This window comes from Pseudobutyrivibrio sp. YE44, assembly GCF_900104335.1.
Classification (GTDB): domain Bacteria; phylum Bacillota; class Clostridia; order Lachnospirales; family Lachnospiraceae; genus Pseudobutyrivibrio.
Map to the genome: position 1 here is coordinate 24374 of NZ_FMXT01000007.1, position 17424 is coordinate 41797.

The following is a 17424-nucleotide window of genomic DNA, read 5'->3' on the forward strand; positions in this document are numbered from 1 at the left end:
AAAAATTTGCTTATATAGCAAGTGCCTTAGCTTACGCCAAGGCACGTTTTAACTAAACTCTCAAGTGCTTGTGTAAGGTTACACGGGAACCAACCCAACCAATACCAATACCAAGCAACAATGAAATTGGAATAAGAGTTCTAAAGATTGTTTCCACTGGAATGAAGGAAACCATATTGCTGAGGAAATTGAATTCCTCACTAGCATATTTTACAACCTTATCGTAAATAAAGAACAAAAGCACAAGCGGAATAATTGAACCAATAAGTCCAATGAAAATACCTTCCACTACGAAAGGAGCTCTGACGAATGCATCCTTCGCGCCTATAAGCTTCATGATTGCAATCTCTTCTCTACGAACTGAGATACCAACCATAACAGTATTACTAATCAAGAATACAGATACAGCCAAAAGAATAATGACAATAGCCATTGAAACAATAGTAATAGCTTTATTAATATCTGTAAGAGTCTTTGCTGCTACCTCTGACTGGTTAACCTTTCTAACACCATCAAGCTTTTCAAGGAAAGACACAAGTGTTGGCTGCATTGAAACATCATTGAGATAGATTTCGTAGTTTGCAGAATTTGCAAGAGGATTATCCTCCTCAAAGCCCTTTGCTAAATCAGGATTATCACCGAAGTATTCCTTCTGATAATCTTCCCAGGCCTGATCTGCAGAAACATAATTGTAACTTGATACTTCTACTCTCTTTTTGATCTCGTTACCAATTTCATCGATTCTATCTTGTGAAAGACCTTCGTCGAAGAATACTGTAACAGCTACACCTTCCTCAGCACTTTTTACCATCGACTGGAAATTGGTGCCAAGTGAATAAAAAATACCAAACAAAAATATACAAGCGGTCATTGTAGCGATTGAAGCTAGAGAGAACATTTTATTTCTCCATACATTCTTTAAGCCCTGACCTATGTTGTAGATGTGTGTACTAATCTTCATAGTCATCACCTCCAACGTCGCTAACTACCACGCCTTTCTTTATGGTGATAACTCTTTTATTCATAGCTCTGACAATCTCCATGTTGTGAGTAACTACAACAACTGTAGTTCCTCTCTGATTAATCTCGTCAAGGAGACGCATAATTTCCCATGTGTTGTCGCTATCAAGATTTCCAGTAGGCTCATCAGCAAGGATAATCTTTGGCTCATTAACAAGAGCTCTTGCAATGGCTACTCTCTGCTGCTCTCCACCGGAAAGCTGGCTAGGTTTTGATTTATATTTTGCGGCAAGACCAACCAATGAAAGCATTGTAGGAACCTTCTTTTTGATTTCTCTATTGGAAGATTCAACTACCTTTAAGGCAAAGGCCACATTTTCATAAACATTTCTATCTGGAAGAAGTCGGAAGTTTTGGAAGACAACACCAACATTTCTACGATACATAGGAATCTTTTTGTGGGTAACCTTCTTTAAATCCTGACCATTTATATATATCTTGCCTTTGGTTGGCTCAAGCTCCTTGAGGAGAAGTCTGATAAGAGTGGACTTACCAGAACCACTATCACCAACTACAAAAACAAACTCACCTGGATCAATGTGAATAGTAACATCCTCTAAAGCTGGTTTTCCAGCCTCATAGGACTTGCTAACATGATCTAATCTAATCACTACAATACCTCATTTCTAACTATTAGAACTTTTCGCTCTCCATATACTTCATGTATTTTACTACCATGAGGGCGATTTTAAAAGTAATAGCATCCTCGAAAACTCGCAAGTCAAGACCTGTGCTCTTCTCAAGCTTATCAAGTCTATATACAAGAGTATTTCTGTGTATATATAACTGACGAGATGTCTCAGATACGTTCAAGCTATTTTCAAAGAACTTGCTAATAGTAACAAGTGTTTCATCATCGAAATCATCTGGTGACTTATTCTCGAAAATCTCTGAAATAAACATCTTGCAAAGTGGTATAGGAAGCTGATAAATAAGACGACCAATTCCAAGCTGTGAATAAGCGATAACACTCTGGTCGCTAAAGAATATTTTACCAACGTCCATAGCCATAGAAGCCTCTTTGTAAGAACGAGAAACCTCTTTGATTTCTCCAACTACTGTACCATAAGAAACTCTGACATGCTTGTCTTCCTTGTCATGGAAAGCGTCGATGATAACTGCAGCAATCTTGTCGATTTCGTTATTGCCATCGTTCTCGCCCAACTCTTTAACAACAATGATATTGCGCTCATCAACAGCTGTGACAAAGTCTTTGTTCTTTCCACCAAATACTGAACGAACCCTATCAAGCTCATCGCCATCCTTCTCAGGGCCCACTTCGACAATCATAACTACACGTCTGGCATTAATACCAACATGGAGCTTCTTTGAACGATTGTAGATGTCTACAAGAAGAAGATTGTCTAATAGTAAGTTCTTGATAAAGTTATCCTTATCAAAACGTTCCTTATAAGCAATCATCAACTCCTGGATTTGGAATGCTGCAATCTTTCCTACTGTAGCAGTCTGCTCATTGTCACCAATGGCAAGTACAACAAACTCCAACTGCTGATCATCAAAAACTTTGAAAAAATGACAGCCTAATGCCACCTGGCTCTCAGCCTCTGAAGCTGCAAATACTGCAACTGCATCTGTATACTGAGCAGTGTCACCAAAGGTAGCTGCACACATTACCCCATCAGAATCCATTACAGCTAAATCAATCTTAGTGAGCTGATGTAATCCCTCCAAAGTATTTTGCATAATTTGATTCGAAATCATATCGAATACCTCCTGCTAATCTATGCAATATAAACAATCAAAAAACCTCATTTTGCATACAAATTCACATAATCTATGCTTATTCTAATATAAATAACCAAAAAATGAAATAGTTAATCAACATTTTATTATGCAAATTTACAACTATACCATATTTCGCTATGTAAACATCTGTCTTAATTATATAGTCAATATAGTATATTGTCAGATAATACTCAGATTTTTCTGACAAGATTTATTCAATTCTAAAGTCAAGGATTTTTGGCAATTTGCCTACTTTTGTTGATAAAGGACAAAACATTTGTTTCGAGAATATGTGGATAACTTTTCAGATAAGTTCACATTTATAGTGGATAAAGTGGATAAGTCGTTTACAAGTCCATTTTTTTCGTGCCTATTATGTGAAATTTTGTTGATAAAATTCCATTTAGCCTCACAATAAAAATTATATTTATGTTTAATATGGAAATATTTTGTGCACTTTTATTGAAAAATAATCCAGGTCTTGAAAAATAGTTTTCAGATAACTTGTCACAATTTCTAATAATTGATACAAAAAAGGCATCACAGATGTGATGCCTTTTATAAGTAACCATTTGGAATTAGAAGATTCTTCTAACTGCTAAAATTGGCTTATAATTTACATTTGAATATGTGATACCAGTTCTCTTGTTAGATGCATGAAGTAATGTTCCATTACCAGCATAGATTCCAACGTGACCTGAGTAGCACACAATATCACCAGGCTGCATCTCATCTGTAGAAACTCCGTAGCCTACACTACGCATTGAACTAGATGAGTGTGGTAAGCTAACGCCAAAAGCTGAATAACAGCTCATAACGAATCCTGAACAATCTGTTCCACCTGTAAGTGAAGATCCACCGTATACATATGGGTTACCAACGAACTGAGAACCATATGAAACAACTGAACCACCGCCTGAACCAGATGGTGCTGAGTAGCTCTTGCTTGATGAAGAAGATGATGACTTAGATGCTGACTTTGTCTGGCTAGCTGCTGTAGCCTTCTTAGCTGCTTCCTGAGCTGCCTTTCTCTCTGCCTCTTCCTTCTCTAAACGAGCAATCTCTGCTGTCTTTGACTCAGCAACAGTGAAGTCAGTAGATAAAGAAACATAATCAGTACTAACATATCCTTCACCAGCGTTACAAGTAACCTTAATCCAACCATCACTTGCTGTAGATTCATCAACTACTACTAAGTCATCTCCCATTGGAAGAAGATCCATAACTGAAGAATCCTTAGAAGCTGACTCTCTAACCTTAAGTGTTGTTGTAGTAACTGTAGCAAGACGCTTAGAAACCTTCTTAGCAAGTTCCTCATTATTCTGTACTACATATTCGCTCTTTACATAACCTGTAACATCACCTGATGTGATCTTAAGCCATGTACCATCAGCCTGCTCAACTGTCTCTGAAACAGTAGCTGCTGAGTTGTTATATAATTTACCAACATATTCGCTGTCGGCAGTTGCCTGCTCACGAATATATACATAATTGTCAACCTGAGCGATTGCTATATTAGCATACTCATCTTCTGATTGAGTAACTGCGTCTGCACCGTTATCAGCAAGCTGTGATTCAGCTGCGATTGTGGTAGCATTAGCAAGCATATCGTTAACTGAAAGCTGTGCTCCCGCGAATGCTGTGTAGTTAGTAGTTTCTAAAACGCCAGTAGCACTTGAAAGTGCACTAACGCCCGATGTAGCGCTAGCTGCATCTGAGCTAAGAGATATACTAGAAACAACGACGCAAGCGGCAATTGTATAGCTAACAGCTCTTGTCAATTTTGAATTCATAAGTGTAAGAAAACCTCCAAATATGTTACAACTTTGTTACAACTTTTAACATTATATAATCTATCAATCTTTCTGTCAAGTCTTGTTCACTCTCGAGGCGCCATTCATACATCCTCATCTGAGGTTTTGTAATAGGTTAGCCAAGATATTTTTCGATAGATGCGATGGCATTTGCGCCGTCTGCGGTGGCTGTAATAACCTGTCTAAGTTGCTTTGTGCGAACGTCTCCCGCCGCATAGATTCCAGGTACTGAAGTAGCACAGGTTTCGTCTGCAATTATGTAGCCGCCTTCATCCTGATTTGGTAAGCCTTTTATTGATCCAGTGTTTGGCATGTTTCCAACTGCAATGAAAACTCCGTCCACTTTCAAATCCTCTTCAGCCTCTGTCTTCTTATTTTTAATATGAAGAGCTTCGACCTTATCCTGACCAAGAATCTCTTCAACCACTGTGTCATAGATAATCTGAATTTTATCAGTTGCTTTAACCTGTTCCTGAAGAACCATAGCTCCACGGAATTCATCTCTTCTATGAATCAGGTAAACCTTTTCACAGAATCTAGCAAGATAAATGGCATCCTCAAGAGCAACATCTCCGCCGCCTACAACTGCAACGGTCTTATCCTTGAAGAAGGCACCATCACATGTAGCACAGTAGGATACACCAACACCTGATAACTCTTCCTCACCTTTGCAACCAAGCTTTCTGTTGGTAGCTCCAGTGGCAAGTATGATTGCCTTTGTCTCAAAGGAGGCTTTTTTAGTAACAAGCTCCTTTGTGTCACCCTTATCTATAATAGAAGTAACACGACCTCTGGCAAACTCTACACCAAGCTTCATACAGTGGTCTGCCATAGCCTGAGCCAATGCCTCTCCTGATATTCCAGGCATACCAGGATAATTATCTATTTCATACGTGCTGAGGATTTGGCCTCCGCTAATAGAGCTAGTATCCAAAACAAGAATGTTTCGCCCCGCTCTTTTGCCATAAATGGCCGCAGAAAGCCCAGCCGGACCGGCTCCCACAACAATCACATCATAAATCATAAAAATTTCTCCAACTAATAGTATTACTTAGTGGCGATAGCCTCCGCCTCAAGAAGAACATCCTTAGGGATTCTGGCAACCTCTATGCACGAACGCGCAGGGAATGGCTCTGGGAAATATTTTGCATAAACCTCATTGATGGCTGCAAAATCTTCCATGTTCTTAATGAACACTGTTGTCTTAACAACCTTTGCCATAGATGTGCCTGCCGACTCTAAAAGAGCTGACATGCTTTTGAAAACTCTGTCTGCCTGAGCAGCTGCACCTTCAGGAATCTCGCCTGTGGCAGGATCAACTGGAATAATACCTGAGGTATAAACCATTCCGTTGACTTCGATAGCCTGAGAATATGGGCCAATTGCTGCCGGTGCCTTGTCTGTAGAAATTACATTTTTCATAGCACAATCCTCCTTACCCCGTCGGTTACGCCTACAAGCCTTAGCTCTTCTCTCTCGGCTAATACGCCTCATTCAAAGACCTAAGAGCTTGATGTCTACCGACTCATTTTAAGCCTAATATCTTCTAGTATCACTTGATAAGCCAAATGTATTTCCGCTGGACATAACGACTTACCGAAATAGTAAAACTATTATACCACGTAATTTACTCAACGGCACGTCTAATTTTGCCGCCTTCTAAAGTTATTTTTCTTTCTTTGTATAAACGGCCTACGGCACGCTTAAAAGCGGCCTTTGAAAGGCCAGTCTCTCTTTTGATAACTTCTGGAGATGCCTTTTCTGTAAATGGAAGAACTCCCGCATAGCTATCTATAAGCTGAAGCAAGCTTTCTGCATCATCTTCCATCTGAACATAAGCCTTATCACGGATGGTAACATCACATTTACCATCTTCTTTTATACCTGTAACTCTAACCATAAGCACATCGCCAATTCGGTAGTTCTTTACATCCTCGTGACGTGGAATCATTGCAGAATACTTATCCTCAAGAGCTACAAAGGTACCAAAATCATGACCGAACTCATAAATGCGAGCCTCTACCTCGTCTCCAACCTGATAAGGAGGCTTTTTTGAAAGAAGCTCATAGATGCCCTTCATGCTGGCGCAAAGGCGCTCACTCTTATCAATATATAATCTAACAAGGATTTCGTCTCCCTCTGAAGGCTGACGAGTCATTTCCTTAAAAGGAAGGAATAAATCCTTTTCAAGACCCCAGTCTAAGAAAGCCCCAACCTTGTTAAGCTGACTTACAGAAAGAACACCATACTTACCAAGGGTAAGCTTTGGGGTGTTTGTGGTGGCAATAAGTCTATCCTTTGAATCCTTGTATAGGAAGACCTCCACCTCATCTCCTGGCTTTGCTCCTTCAGGAATCTGTTTCTTTGGAAGAAGAACTCGATCTGTGCCATCAGAAAGATAAACACCGAACTCCACCTTTTTTTCAATTTTAAGCTTTTGAATTTCACCTAGCTTCATTTATTTGTACTCCACAATTGTATATACTTCATCGTTCTTAATAAGGACTACCTGGTAGCCCTGCTCTAATTCTACCAAATATACCTCTAGTTCATCAAATAGCATTGCTGCTTTTTTGTAATTCACATGAATAGAATTAAAATCTTCACTTGGAAGATAGCGACGGGTAACATCGATATACCAAGAATTATTCATGTGACTGTTGGTATCAATATGATTTTCGTTTACCACGAATTTTCCAACCAACTTGCCATTATTCTCATAGCGAAGCTTCTTTCTTGAAAATTCAAATTTTGGTCTGTCTGGATCTTCTGGGTAAGCAGCTATTATTTCATCTGTAAGTCTGGCTGGGCGAAGCTCCTTAAGATCCATGAGAACCCACAAGGAATCCGCATACATTAAAAGCTCGCCAGCGACGGTTTCCATCTTGTAGATACGTCTTGCCATCATGCCTTTCACTTGATAAGGATATGTGGTAATCACAATCTCCTCCATGTACTCAGGCATTCTTACAATATGAATTTCATAGCTAGTAACAAACCAGCCCAAATCTTTTGGAGCAAGATAAAAAACTCCAACACCTACATCATCTGAGTGGAAGCAGCTGCAGTCCTGCATATAATTTACTAAATCAAAATATGTAAGATTAAGATTCGCGTCAACTTCGCTATAGCTGACTCTACTATTATATTGATACATATCATTCTCCAAGTGTTACTAATAATCTATGTCCGCTGGTTATGGTAACAAGCCATATATCTCTACATTCAGCTGAAGAAAGCTTCATTTAAGAGATATATGAGCTTGTTAACTACCAGCTCATTTAAATATTGATGATCTTTCATATAACAGCGCTTACCAGACTGCTACGCTTTATAGAAAAAAAATGGACCTAAGCATTCGCTTAGGTCCTAAAAGCTGGCCCACAAGGATTCGAACCTTGAAATGACGGAGTCAGAGTCCGTTGCCTTACCATTTGGCGATGGGCCATTGTTTTTTGCACTTCTGTGCGTCAACGAATGCTATTATAAGGCATAGTTTTTAAAAGTGCAAGTACTTTTTTAAACTTTTTTTAAACTTTTTTAGAAGGTCAATAATTCACCGTCTAAAACGTCATATTTAACCTCATCAAACCACGTAATTACGGCACTTCCAACAGTTTTATCTGCCACGGCAACATTAATCTTACTTACAAGTTCCGATGGAACTACTGAAGAAATTTTAACGTCAGCTCCAAAATCTGTATTTAAAATTGGAAGATTATTTTCTCTCAAAACAAATTCAATTTTGCCATAACCATTATAATCTGTTTGGATGGTACATGGGCAACCATTCTTAGGAGCTAAAAGTTTGCAGTTCTTTAAGCCTTCCTGAACTGCTCCCTGATAAGCACGAACCAATCCACCTGTTCCAAGAAGAACTCCACCAAAATATCTGGTGACAACTACAACACAGTTGTGAATATTTTCTCGAAGAAGAACGTCTAGCATTGGGCGACCGGCAGTCTGGGCTGGCTCTCCATCATCGTTGCATCGGGTAATTTCATTGTTCTGACCAATAACAAAAGCTGAGCAGTTGTGTCTGGCATCCCAAAACTCTTTCTTTTTAGCATTGATAAAAGAAACTGCCTCCTCCTCAGTAGTCACAGGTGCAATATGGGCAATAAAGCGGGATTTTTTCTCCTCGATTTCCCCTGTTCCACCTTCGTATACAATTCTAAATTCGTTCTCATTCATAGACCAATCTCACTTTTAAAATCTGTTACTTCATTATATAGGATTATTTTGGTATAATGAAGTCTAAATTGGAGGTTATTATGAATTACGGAAAAGAAAATGCAGCTAAGCAATCAGCCAAGCTTGCAGGACGAGGAAAGCGAAAGCGCCATAGCGCTGGGCTTGCCGTTATCCGAATCGCTTTGATTTGTGTCGTTTCTGTAGTAATCGCTGGCGGTATTATTGCTTACCTCTATGCCAGAAATCTAATAGACGAGTTGCCGGATGTATCTACCATAGATATTTCCCCAACAGGATATTTAAGTACAGTCTATGATTCAGATGGAAAAGAAATTGAAACCCTAGCTTCAACAGGTGCCAATAGAACCTACGTGAAATTGGATCAGATTCCTAAGGATTTACAACATGCTTTTGTCGCTATAGAGGATTCTCGATTCTATGAACACAATGGTGTAGACATTCAGGGTATTATCCGAGCTGGTGTAACCGGAGTTTCAAATGGGTTCCACTTCTCACAGGGTGCTTCAACAATCACCCAGCAGTTATTAAAGAATAACTATTTCACAACCTGGACTTCCGAGCGAACAAAGATGGACAGCTTGAACCGAAAGATTCAGGAGCAGTATTTAGCAGTGCAGCTTGAAAAAATAGTTTCTAAGGACACTATCCTTGAAAACTATCTTAACAGTATCAACCTAGGTCAAAATACTTTAGGTGTTGAGTCTGCAGCACAGAGATATTTCAATAAGTCAGTTTCAGATTTGACACTTTCTGAAAGCTCTGTCATAGCTGGTATCACTCAGAACCCATCGCGATTCAATCCTATTACACATCCAGAAGAAAATGCTAAGCGCCGCAAAAAGGTATTAGGCGACATGCTCAGTCAGGGCTTTATCGATCAAACACAATACGAGGAAGCCTTAGCAGATGATGTGTATGGAAGAATTCAGGTATTAAATACTGAGCTTTCAAGTTCATCAACTTCATATTTTGTAGATGCTCTTACAGATGAAATCGTGGAAGATTTACAGGATAAGCTTGGCTACTCAGAGTCTGAAGCATACGCTTTGTTATACTCAGGCGGTCTTTCAATTTATACAACACAGGATTCTAACATCCAGTCAATTGTTGAAGAAGAGATTAACAATACAGATAATTATAAGGATATTAAGAAGGTTTCCTTCTCATATCGACTCACCGTAAACAAAGCAGATGGTTCTACAAAGAATTACTCAGATATCACAATGCTTTCCTACTATCAATCAAGCAACAAGAGCTACAATCTTGAGTTTGATTCAGAAGAGGATGCAGCCGCAGCTATAGAGGCTTACAAGGCAGCTATCATGGAAGATGGCGACACAGTTGGTGGCGAATCCATCACCTACACCCTTCAGCCACAGGCTGCCATGACCATTATCAACCACTCTACAGGCGAAGTAGTTGCCATGGTAGGTGGTAGAGGCGATAAGACAGCAGCAAAGACCTTGAACCGTGCCACAGGCATTAAGCGTCAGCCAGGTTCAACCTTCAAGGTAATCGCCTGCTACGCAGCAGCCTTAGATGCAGGCGGAATGACACTTGCTTCCGTTGAAAACGATATGCCAACAACCTACCAGAATGGAACACCGGTTAAGAACTACAACAATGCTTACCTGGGATGGACAAACATCAGAACAGCCATCACCAATTCCATCAACGTAGTAACAATCGAGGTTATGGCCGACATTGGTACAAGCCTTGGCTACCAATACGCAAAGGATTTAGGCATCACAACACTTTCTGACAAGGATAACAACCAGGCACTTGCCTTAGGTGGAATCACAGACGGTGTTACAAACTTAGACTTAACTGCCGCTTACTCAACTATCGCAAACGGCGGCGAATACAACAAACCTATCTTCTACACAACTGTTGTAGATCATCAGGGCAACATCATCTTAGACAACAGAGAAAACACCCCTACTCGAGTGCTTAAAGAAACTACTGCATGGCTATTAACCAGCGCAATGCAAGACGTTATGACTCAGGGTACTGGTAAAGCTGCAAACTTTGAAGGCATGCCAGTTGCAGGTAAATCTGGTACCACCACAAAGAATAAGGATACGGTTTTCGCAGGCTTCACACCTTACTATACAGGCGTTATCTGGGGTGGTTTTGATGACAATACACCACAGAGCTACACTACCTACTCAAAGGTAATTTGGAAGGCTGTAATGAGTCGTATCAACGAAGGCTTGCCTAGCAAGAACTTCACTCAACCTTCAGGAATCGTCACCTGCCAGGTTTGCAAGAAATCTGGCAAGCTTGCAGTTCCAGGCGTTTGCGATTGCGACCCACGAGGCTCAATGGTTTACACTGAATACTTCGAGGAAGGTACACAGCCTACGGAATACTGCGACCACCACTATCTCGGTAGCGTATGTACACAGTCTCACATGTTCGCAAACTCTACATGCCCTTACTACTCAGGCGTATTTATCATCGGAGCAGGCCCTGGCTCACAGGATGAACCATACGGCGTGGATGCCGGCAAGTTCGGACAGTACTGTCCACTTCATCCAGGCGAGCCACTTCCAAACTCAGGTTCCTTCGGAGGCTCAGCCTCTGGCAACACACAACCATCCACCGACGACATCCAAATCCAAGTCATCGGCGGCGAATAAATCCAAAGTCCTAGCGGCCCCCACATCCTATTGTGGCGGGTCGCTTTTTTCTTGCCCTCCAAATCATCTTCCCTGCCCCGCCCCTGTCCACCGGCTACCCACACCAGGCACCCTTGCAAAGCCAAAGAATTTGTATTTTCTAAATGCTACACTGCGCTTTCTTTATTGAAGGTGTCTTTTCAATTCCTTGCACTTTTATCGCAACTGTATGTATTGCTCAGACACACAAAAATTTTCAGTAATGCTCCCCCTCAGGGTATATAACTATCAGTTGCTGTAATTTGGAGTGCGCTTAGTAAAATAAAAAGCAGGTTTTGTATGTATAGGCAGCAGCCGCTAGGACGACGGCTGCAGTGGTCACTTGAGACACGATGTTGAATGTGCCACGGTGACTATACATTCAAAACCTGCTTTTTTAATTTTACTTAGCAAGCGGAGTATGGAAGCAACTGATAGTTATATACCCTGAGGGGGAGCATTATTTATACTTACAAGTGTCTGTGCTATACATACAGTTGCTTCAAAGTGCAACACCAATGAAAAGACACCTTCTAAAAGCTCGTTTGTAGCATTAAGAAAATACAAAATTCTTTGTCAATCATGCAAGGATGACCTGGTGTGGGTAGCCGGTGGACAGGGACGGGGGCCGGGGTTTATAGAAAAAGGTGGGCACGAAAAAAGCGACCCCCAGGAGAAGAATGGGAGCCGCTATGGTTTAGATTTCTAGGTGGCCGGCGCAGATGAGTCGTCCAGATTTTCTGTCGAAAAGGAGGATGTCGTTGCCGTTGATGTTGATTTTTTCCTTTTGGCCGATTTGGTAGATGACGCCTCCGAAGATGACGCTGGTAAGGAGGAAGTCGCCTACGCGAAGCTTCAGGGTTGACTCCATACCAGTAGGCATTGCGCCGTAGATATCTGTGTCGATGCCGCCATTTTCGTCGATGTCGATGGCTTCAGGACGGATGCCGAGGACAAAGTCTTCGTCGGTGATGATAGGGTCTTCAAGAAGGCTTTCGTCTACTTCTTCAACCTTTTGTACATGGTATCTAAAGACTTCGTCTTTGTTGCTCTTTTCTACAGCACCCTTCTTTGATAAGCGCTGTTTTTCTGCCTCAGCTTTTTCTGCAAGGCTCTGGTCACGGACGTGACGCCATGCATTCATATCAAGTGAATATTCAGGAACGAATTTTGCCTTGATGTCTCCTAGTATAGTAAGAGAGAGATTTCCATCTGCCTCCTGGATTCCTTTTGCGTCTACGAAGTTCATAGAAGGATTTCCTACGAAATCAGCTACAAAAAGGTTGGATGGACGGTTGTAAACTGTAAGTGGTGGCGCATACTGCTGCAATACACCGTTGTTTACTAGGCAAATCTTAGTTGCAAGAGTCATGGCCTCCATCTGATCGTGGGTAACGTATACGAAGGTGCTTCCAGTTTCTACGTGAAGACGTTGGAGCTCGTATCTCATTTCAAGACGAAGCTTTGCATCAAGGTTTGAAAGTGGCTCATCCATGAAAAGTACCTGTGGCTCTGGCGCAAGGGTTCTAGCGATAGCAACACGCTGCTGCTGTCCACCTGAAAGCTCTGCAGGATATCTGTCCATGAACATACCAATCTTTACGATTCGTGAACATGCACGAACTCTTGAATCGATTTCTTCCTTTGTAAGCTTTCTCTTAGAAACAAGAACCTTTCCATCCTTAAGGATTTCAAATTTCTCGTTGAGGCTCTTGCCATCTGCTGCAAGATTCTTTTTGATTGTTTCAAGCTCACCCTCGTACTTGATAACAAAATTTGCTGCAGCATCTTCTGGATTACTTGAAGTATGCACGCCAAGTCCCATAAGCTCTTTTGCTGTATAGATAGACATTGTGTAAGTATCAATAAGCTTTATAAGAGCCTTGCCTTCATCAAGCTTGCCGTTTTTATCGCGGCACTCTTCTACAACTTCCTTAATTCGTACACCTGTCTTTAAGGCACGAATCATATCAGAAGCCTGTTTAGCCTTAACATCCACCTGAGGAAGCTCCTCATCAATGTTCTTAAGACCGAAAGAGATATTTTCATAAACTGTCATGTTTGGCCAAAGAGCGTAGTTCTGGAAAAGGAATCCTACCTTTCTCTTATTGGCTGGCACGTTGATACCTGCGTTGCTATCGAAGACTACCTTGTCTCCGATAGTGATGCGTCCTTCAGTTGGTGTTTCAAGACCTGCAATCATACGAAGGATTGTTGTCTTTCCACATCCTGATGGACCAAGCAAGGTTATAAATGAATTGTCAGGAATGTCTAAGCTTACGTTGTCTACGCCAAAGAACTTTCCCCAACGCTTTGTTATATTCTCCAATTTGATTTCTGGCATTTTACTTTCCTCCAATTCCGCTGTCGAGGCTAGCTCCAGTCAGCTTGTTAACTAAGGTATTAAAAACAAGAATTGTGACAATCAAAATCAGGTTGATTGCACTTGAGAAGGCATATAATCCCATCTCGTCGAAGTAATCAAGGGTTGTTGATAAAATAAAGCCCTGAGTACATAAGAGAAGGAATAATGACAACTCTCTTAAGCAAGTCATAAATGGAAGAAGGTATCCGCTTATGATTGATGATTTCTGAATAGGAATGATGATTCTTGTCATTCTCTTTATCCATGATGCATTCTGGATGATTGCAGCTTCCTCAAGCTCGTTGCTTATTTGAAGCATAGAGTTAAGTGAGCTTCGCGATGCAAATGGAATGTATTTTACAACACCGGCAATAATAAGAAGTGTGTAGGTGTTGAAAAGGTTGATACGCTCATTTGAGAAGAGAATGAAGAAGGCTGCACCAACAGCGATTGATGGCATCAAATATGGAAGGAATGCCACGTTGTTAACGTAGTTAGCCCACTTATTTCTTCTCTTCTTAGCTACAGCGTAGCCAATGAGTGTTCCTATAGTTCCAGCTATCAGAGCACAAACCACTGCAAGGAAAAGTGTTCCAAAGAAGGCGTGCCAGATAGTGTTGTTGTAAAGGATTCCCGGTTGACCATACATACCGTTTTCGGTAATGTTTTCGTTTGTCACCCACCACTTGGTAGTAAGGTGTGCAAGGTTTCCTGTGTAAAGGAAGCTGTAGTCTCCCGGGTTTGGAAGGAAGGTCTCAAGTGCAAACAATAGGATTGGCCATATACTTGTGAAGAAAGTAATAAAGATGAAAATAATACCCACAAGATACTTGCCAATTTTGCCGATTCTAATTTTTGTAAGCTGACCTGACTTACCGGTAACAGTTGTATAGTTCTTTCTACTCTTCAAACTCATCTGGTTCATACCAAGGATGATTACACCGAATACCATCATAATGATTGCAAGGATTGATGCCTCACCGGTGTACATACTATTCATTGAGATGTACTTTGTAGAAAGAGTTGTAAGATTCAAATAATGTGGAACTGGATATGAGCCCATTGCACTACCAAATACAAGAAGAATGGTAGAAAGGATAGCTGGCTTAATCATTGGAAGTGTAACCTTTCTCATGATTTTCCACTTTGGAGTATCAAGAATGGTTGCAGCCTCCTCTAAGTTAGCATCCATGTTTTTGAAAATTCCACCGATTAAAATGTAAGCAAATGGTGCATAGTGAAGACCTAAAACCATGGCACTTGGGAATGCACCCTGACACCACCAGCTTGGGAAATATATATGAAAAATTGCTGCTAATAATCCATCTGAAGTTCCAGTAACCTTGTTACTGTAAAACATATGCTGCCACACAACTGCAAGTGTCCACTGTGGCATGATGTATGGAAAAATAAAAATTGAGCTTAAATATCTTTTAAATTTCATATCTGTTCGAGTTACCAAAAACGCAAACAGACCACCAAACAAAATTGAAATAAAACAAGTTAAAACCGAAAGAATTACTGTGTTTAAAAGTGGTATCCAAAGATTTGTTTTTGCCAGGCGGCTAGTAAACAAATCCACATAATTTACTAACGTATAGCCCGTTACCTGACCGGTAAGATGCTGGTCGATTGTTCCAGGATGAATCTTCATTGTATCCTGAACTATGGCAACAATTGGGGCTACCGTAGAAAAGGTTAAGACAATGCCAAACAGCAACAGGATTATGTTCTGTGGCTGCGAGAACCAAGTCTTAACTTTATTCTTAAAAATAGCCTTAGTCATATTATTCTCCTTTAGAATTGAAGTCCGTCGGTTACGACTACAATTAGTCCGTCGGTTACGACTACAAGCCATAGATATCTCCGCTCACCCTAGAAAGGTTCGCTTGAGACATCTATGAGCTTGATATCTACCGACTCTTCGATAGTTTGATGTCTACCGACTCATTGAAAACTGAAAGTCTCCAACATAACTTCGTAAATTAACTACTCCTCATCGCCTGTAGAATAGTGATCCTGTACGTCGATCCAGCTACCTACAGTAAACGAAACCTCTGAGCAGTATGCTGGGTCTTCGAGAACAAGCTGTCCATCTGTTGTCCACCAGTCATATCCGCGGTCGTTCTTTGCTGGGAATTCATCTCCGCCACCTTCGCTGTGGTGATATGTTTCCTCAATTGCCTTTGCTACTTCTGGGTTAGATGAGTAACCACCCATATCCTTGCCCCAAGCATCAAAGCCCTGCTCAGTTGTTGTCATGAAAGCGATGAATGCACATGCTGTCCATGGAAGTGGGCTGTTCTTTGTAAGGAAGAGATAATGGCAATATCCGTATCCACCGATTCCTGTGTAGCCATCCTGGTATGCTGCTACGTTAATGTTGTTAACTGATACTGTTGCTGACTCTTCAACTGAACGAAGCTTAGAGTATACTAAAAGACCTGACTGATCCTTAGCTGACTTATCTACAAGTGTGTTGCAGATTGGGCCATCATCTGTCTGTTCGTTGTAGCTGTTAATCCAAAGCTTAATCCATGCAAGAGAATACTTTGCGTCTGCACCGAGACCAAGGTCTGAAGCCTCAGATTCCATAGCCTTGATTGTTGGATCGAAGTAAGACTTCTGTGAAGCATCAAGCTTGTCATAAGCATCCTTAAGCATCTTTGCGTAATCATCTCTTGTGAGCATCATAAGGAAGTTCTTTCCTACGATTTCTGAGTCAACGCCCATGAATAATGGATGTGAGCCTTCAGCTACAAAATCCCAGCAGTTTGTAAACTCTGCAGAGCCTGTATTGTTGTACATGAAAACCTTGTTAAGTGTCTGAAGCGGAAGGAAGCCTTCATATGCATCTGGAGTTGTTCCATTTGCTTCTGCCCATTCCTTAGGCACATAGGTCTTAAGAATATCTGTATCTACCATCTTAGACTGAATCTGATTTCCATCCTGAATAAGAGTCATTGCGAAGGTTCCCTCACTCTTTAAGGAATCAGAAGTAAGCTGCTCGAAAATCTTGTTGTTCTTTGGCTGCTGCCACTCGAACTCCATGCTGTAAGAACTATCAATCCCCTGAAGATATTCAATGAATAATGGAAGTGCTGTCTTACCACGGCTAGAGTTACCAACGCCGTAGAAGGTCTTTCCGTTAGACTCTTCAATAGCCTTCTTTGCCAATTCATCAAGAGTCATTGTTTCTGCTTCAGCGATAATCTTGTCGATTCCTGTAAGCTCTGCTGCAGGAGCATCTGCGGATGCTTCGGTTCCCCCTGCCGAATCGCCAGAACCTGTGCTGGCGCCACCGCATCCTACAAAGCTGGCCATCATCATCGATGCAGCCATGATTAGTGATAATACCTTTCTTTTCACTTTTTACCCTCCTTTGAAATATACATTTTACTGCCCTTAAGCTCCTCTGGAGCCCTTGTTTTAGGGCTTTCACATTTGTTACTTATAGTGTAATTGTGCAAAATGTTCTTTTGTAGATGACAAAACTGATATTATTTGTAAATTTTGAACATCATTTTTTTCCAATTTATATGAGGACCCAAAGCATTGTAGGTAAAAACAAAAAATCCTCTACCGAGAAATATTACTCTCAGTA

General features: G+C 40.9%; 13 protein-coding genes and 1 tRNA gene. 1 reads left to right on the top strand and 13 read right to left on the bottom strand.

Annotation, left to right across the window (positions count from 1 at the left end; all coding sequences use genetic code 11):
- Positions 1 to 52: 52 nt before the first annotated feature.
- From ftsX to BLR54_RS10500, 10 genes are all read right to left on the bottom strand, one after another.
- A complete protein-coding gene (gene ftsX / locus BLR54_RS10455; RefSeq protein ID WP_090420696.1) occupies positions 53 to 961 on the bottom strand; it encodes a permease-like cell division protein FtsX in 909 nt (302 codons plus the stop codon).
- Positions 951 to 1631 carry a cell division ATP-binding protein FtsE gene (ftsE, locus tag BLR54_RS10460; RefSeq protein WP_090420698.1) on the bottom strand — a complete coding sequence of 227 codons (681 nt, stop codon included), beginning with the start codon at positions 1629 to 1631 and terminating at the stop codon, positions 951 to 953. The genes ftsX and ftsE overlap by 11 nt, the downstream gene beginning before the upstream one ends.
- 22 nt (positions 1632 to 1653) lie before the next feature.
- Positions 1654 to 2742, bottom strand: a complete 1089-nt coding sequence (locus BLR54_RS10465; protein WP_090420701.1) for a PucR family transcriptional regulator — start codon at positions 2740 to 2742, stop codon at positions 1654 to 1656.
- A 602-nt stretch (positions 2743 to 3344) separates the two neighbouring features.
- Complete coding sequence (locus BLR54_RS10470) at positions 3345 to 4559, bottom strand: C40 family peptidase (protein WP_090420704.1); 1215 nt, start codon at positions 4557 to 4559, stop codon at positions 3345 to 3347.
- Positions 4560 to 4695: 136 nt separating this feature from the next.
- Entirely contained in the window at positions 4696 to 5604 is a 909-nt protein-coding gene (gene trxB, locus BLR54_RS10475; protein ID WP_176761923.1) for a thioredoxin-disulfide reductase, read from the bottom strand.
- Positions 5605 to 5627: 23 nt separating this feature from the next.
- Positions 5628 to 6002, bottom strand: coding sequence for a RidA family protein (locus BLR54_RS10480; protein ID WP_090420710.1), 375 nt, complete (start codon positions 6000 to 6002; stop codon positions 5628 to 5630).
- Positions 6003 to 6207: 205 nt separating this feature from the next.
- Positions 6208 to 7038 carry a CvfB family protein gene (locus BLR54_RS10485; protein ID WP_090420712.1) on the bottom strand — a complete coding sequence of 277 codons (831 nt, stop codon included), beginning with the start codon at positions 7036 to 7038 and terminating at the stop codon, positions 6208 to 6210.
- A complete protein-coding gene (locus BLR54_RS10490) occupies positions 7039 to 7737 on the bottom strand; it encodes an acyl-[acyl-carrier-protein] thioesterase (RefSeq protein ID WP_090420715.1) in 699 nt (232 codons plus the stop codon).
- A gap of 219 nt (positions 7738 to 7956) precedes the next feature.
- A tRNA-Gln gene (locus BLR54_RS10495) sits at positions 7957 to 8028 on the bottom strand.
- A gap of 92 nt (positions 8029 to 8120) precedes the next feature.
- On the bottom strand, positions 8121 to 8774 hold the full coding sequence (locus tag BLR54_RS10500; protein ID WP_090420718.1) for a YigZ family protein: 654 nt from the start codon (positions 8772 to 8774) through the stop codon (positions 8121 to 8123).
- An 80-nt stretch (positions 8775 to 8854) separates the two neighbouring features.
- Between BLR54_RS10500 and BLR54_RS10505 the strand changes: the two genes are divergently transcribed.
- Positions 8855 to 11437 (top strand): transglycosylase domain-containing protein, encoded by a 2583-nt coding sequence (locus tag BLR54_RS10505; protein WP_090420721.1) that lies wholly within the window; start codon positions 8855 to 8857, stop codon positions 11435 to 11437.
- Between the two features lie 715 nt (positions 11438 to 12152).
- Here BLR54_RS10505 and BLR54_RS10510 read toward each other — a convergent pair.
- The 3 genes from BLR54_RS10510 to BLR54_RS10520 form a co-directional block, all read right to left on the bottom strand.
- Positions 12153 to 13799, bottom strand: coding sequence for an ABC transporter ATP-binding protein (locus tag BLR54_RS10510; RefSeq protein WP_090420724.1), 1647 nt, complete (start codon positions 13797 to 13799; stop codon positions 12153 to 12155).
- Between the two features lies 1 nt (position 13800).
- The gene (locus BLR54_RS10515) at positions 13801 to 15606 is read right to left on the bottom strand and encodes an ABC transporter permease (RefSeq protein ID WP_090420727.1); all 1806 of its coding nucleotides are present in this window, start codon (positions 15604 to 15606) and stop codon (positions 13801 to 13803) included.
- A gap of 203 nt (positions 15607 to 15809) precedes the next feature.
- Positions 15810 to 17150, bottom strand: a complete 1341-nt coding sequence (locus BLR54_RS10520) for a hypothetical protein (protein WP_442960232.1) — start codon at positions 17148 to 17150, stop codon at positions 15810 to 15812.
- Between the last annotated feature and the right edge of the window lie 274 nt (positions 17151 to 17424).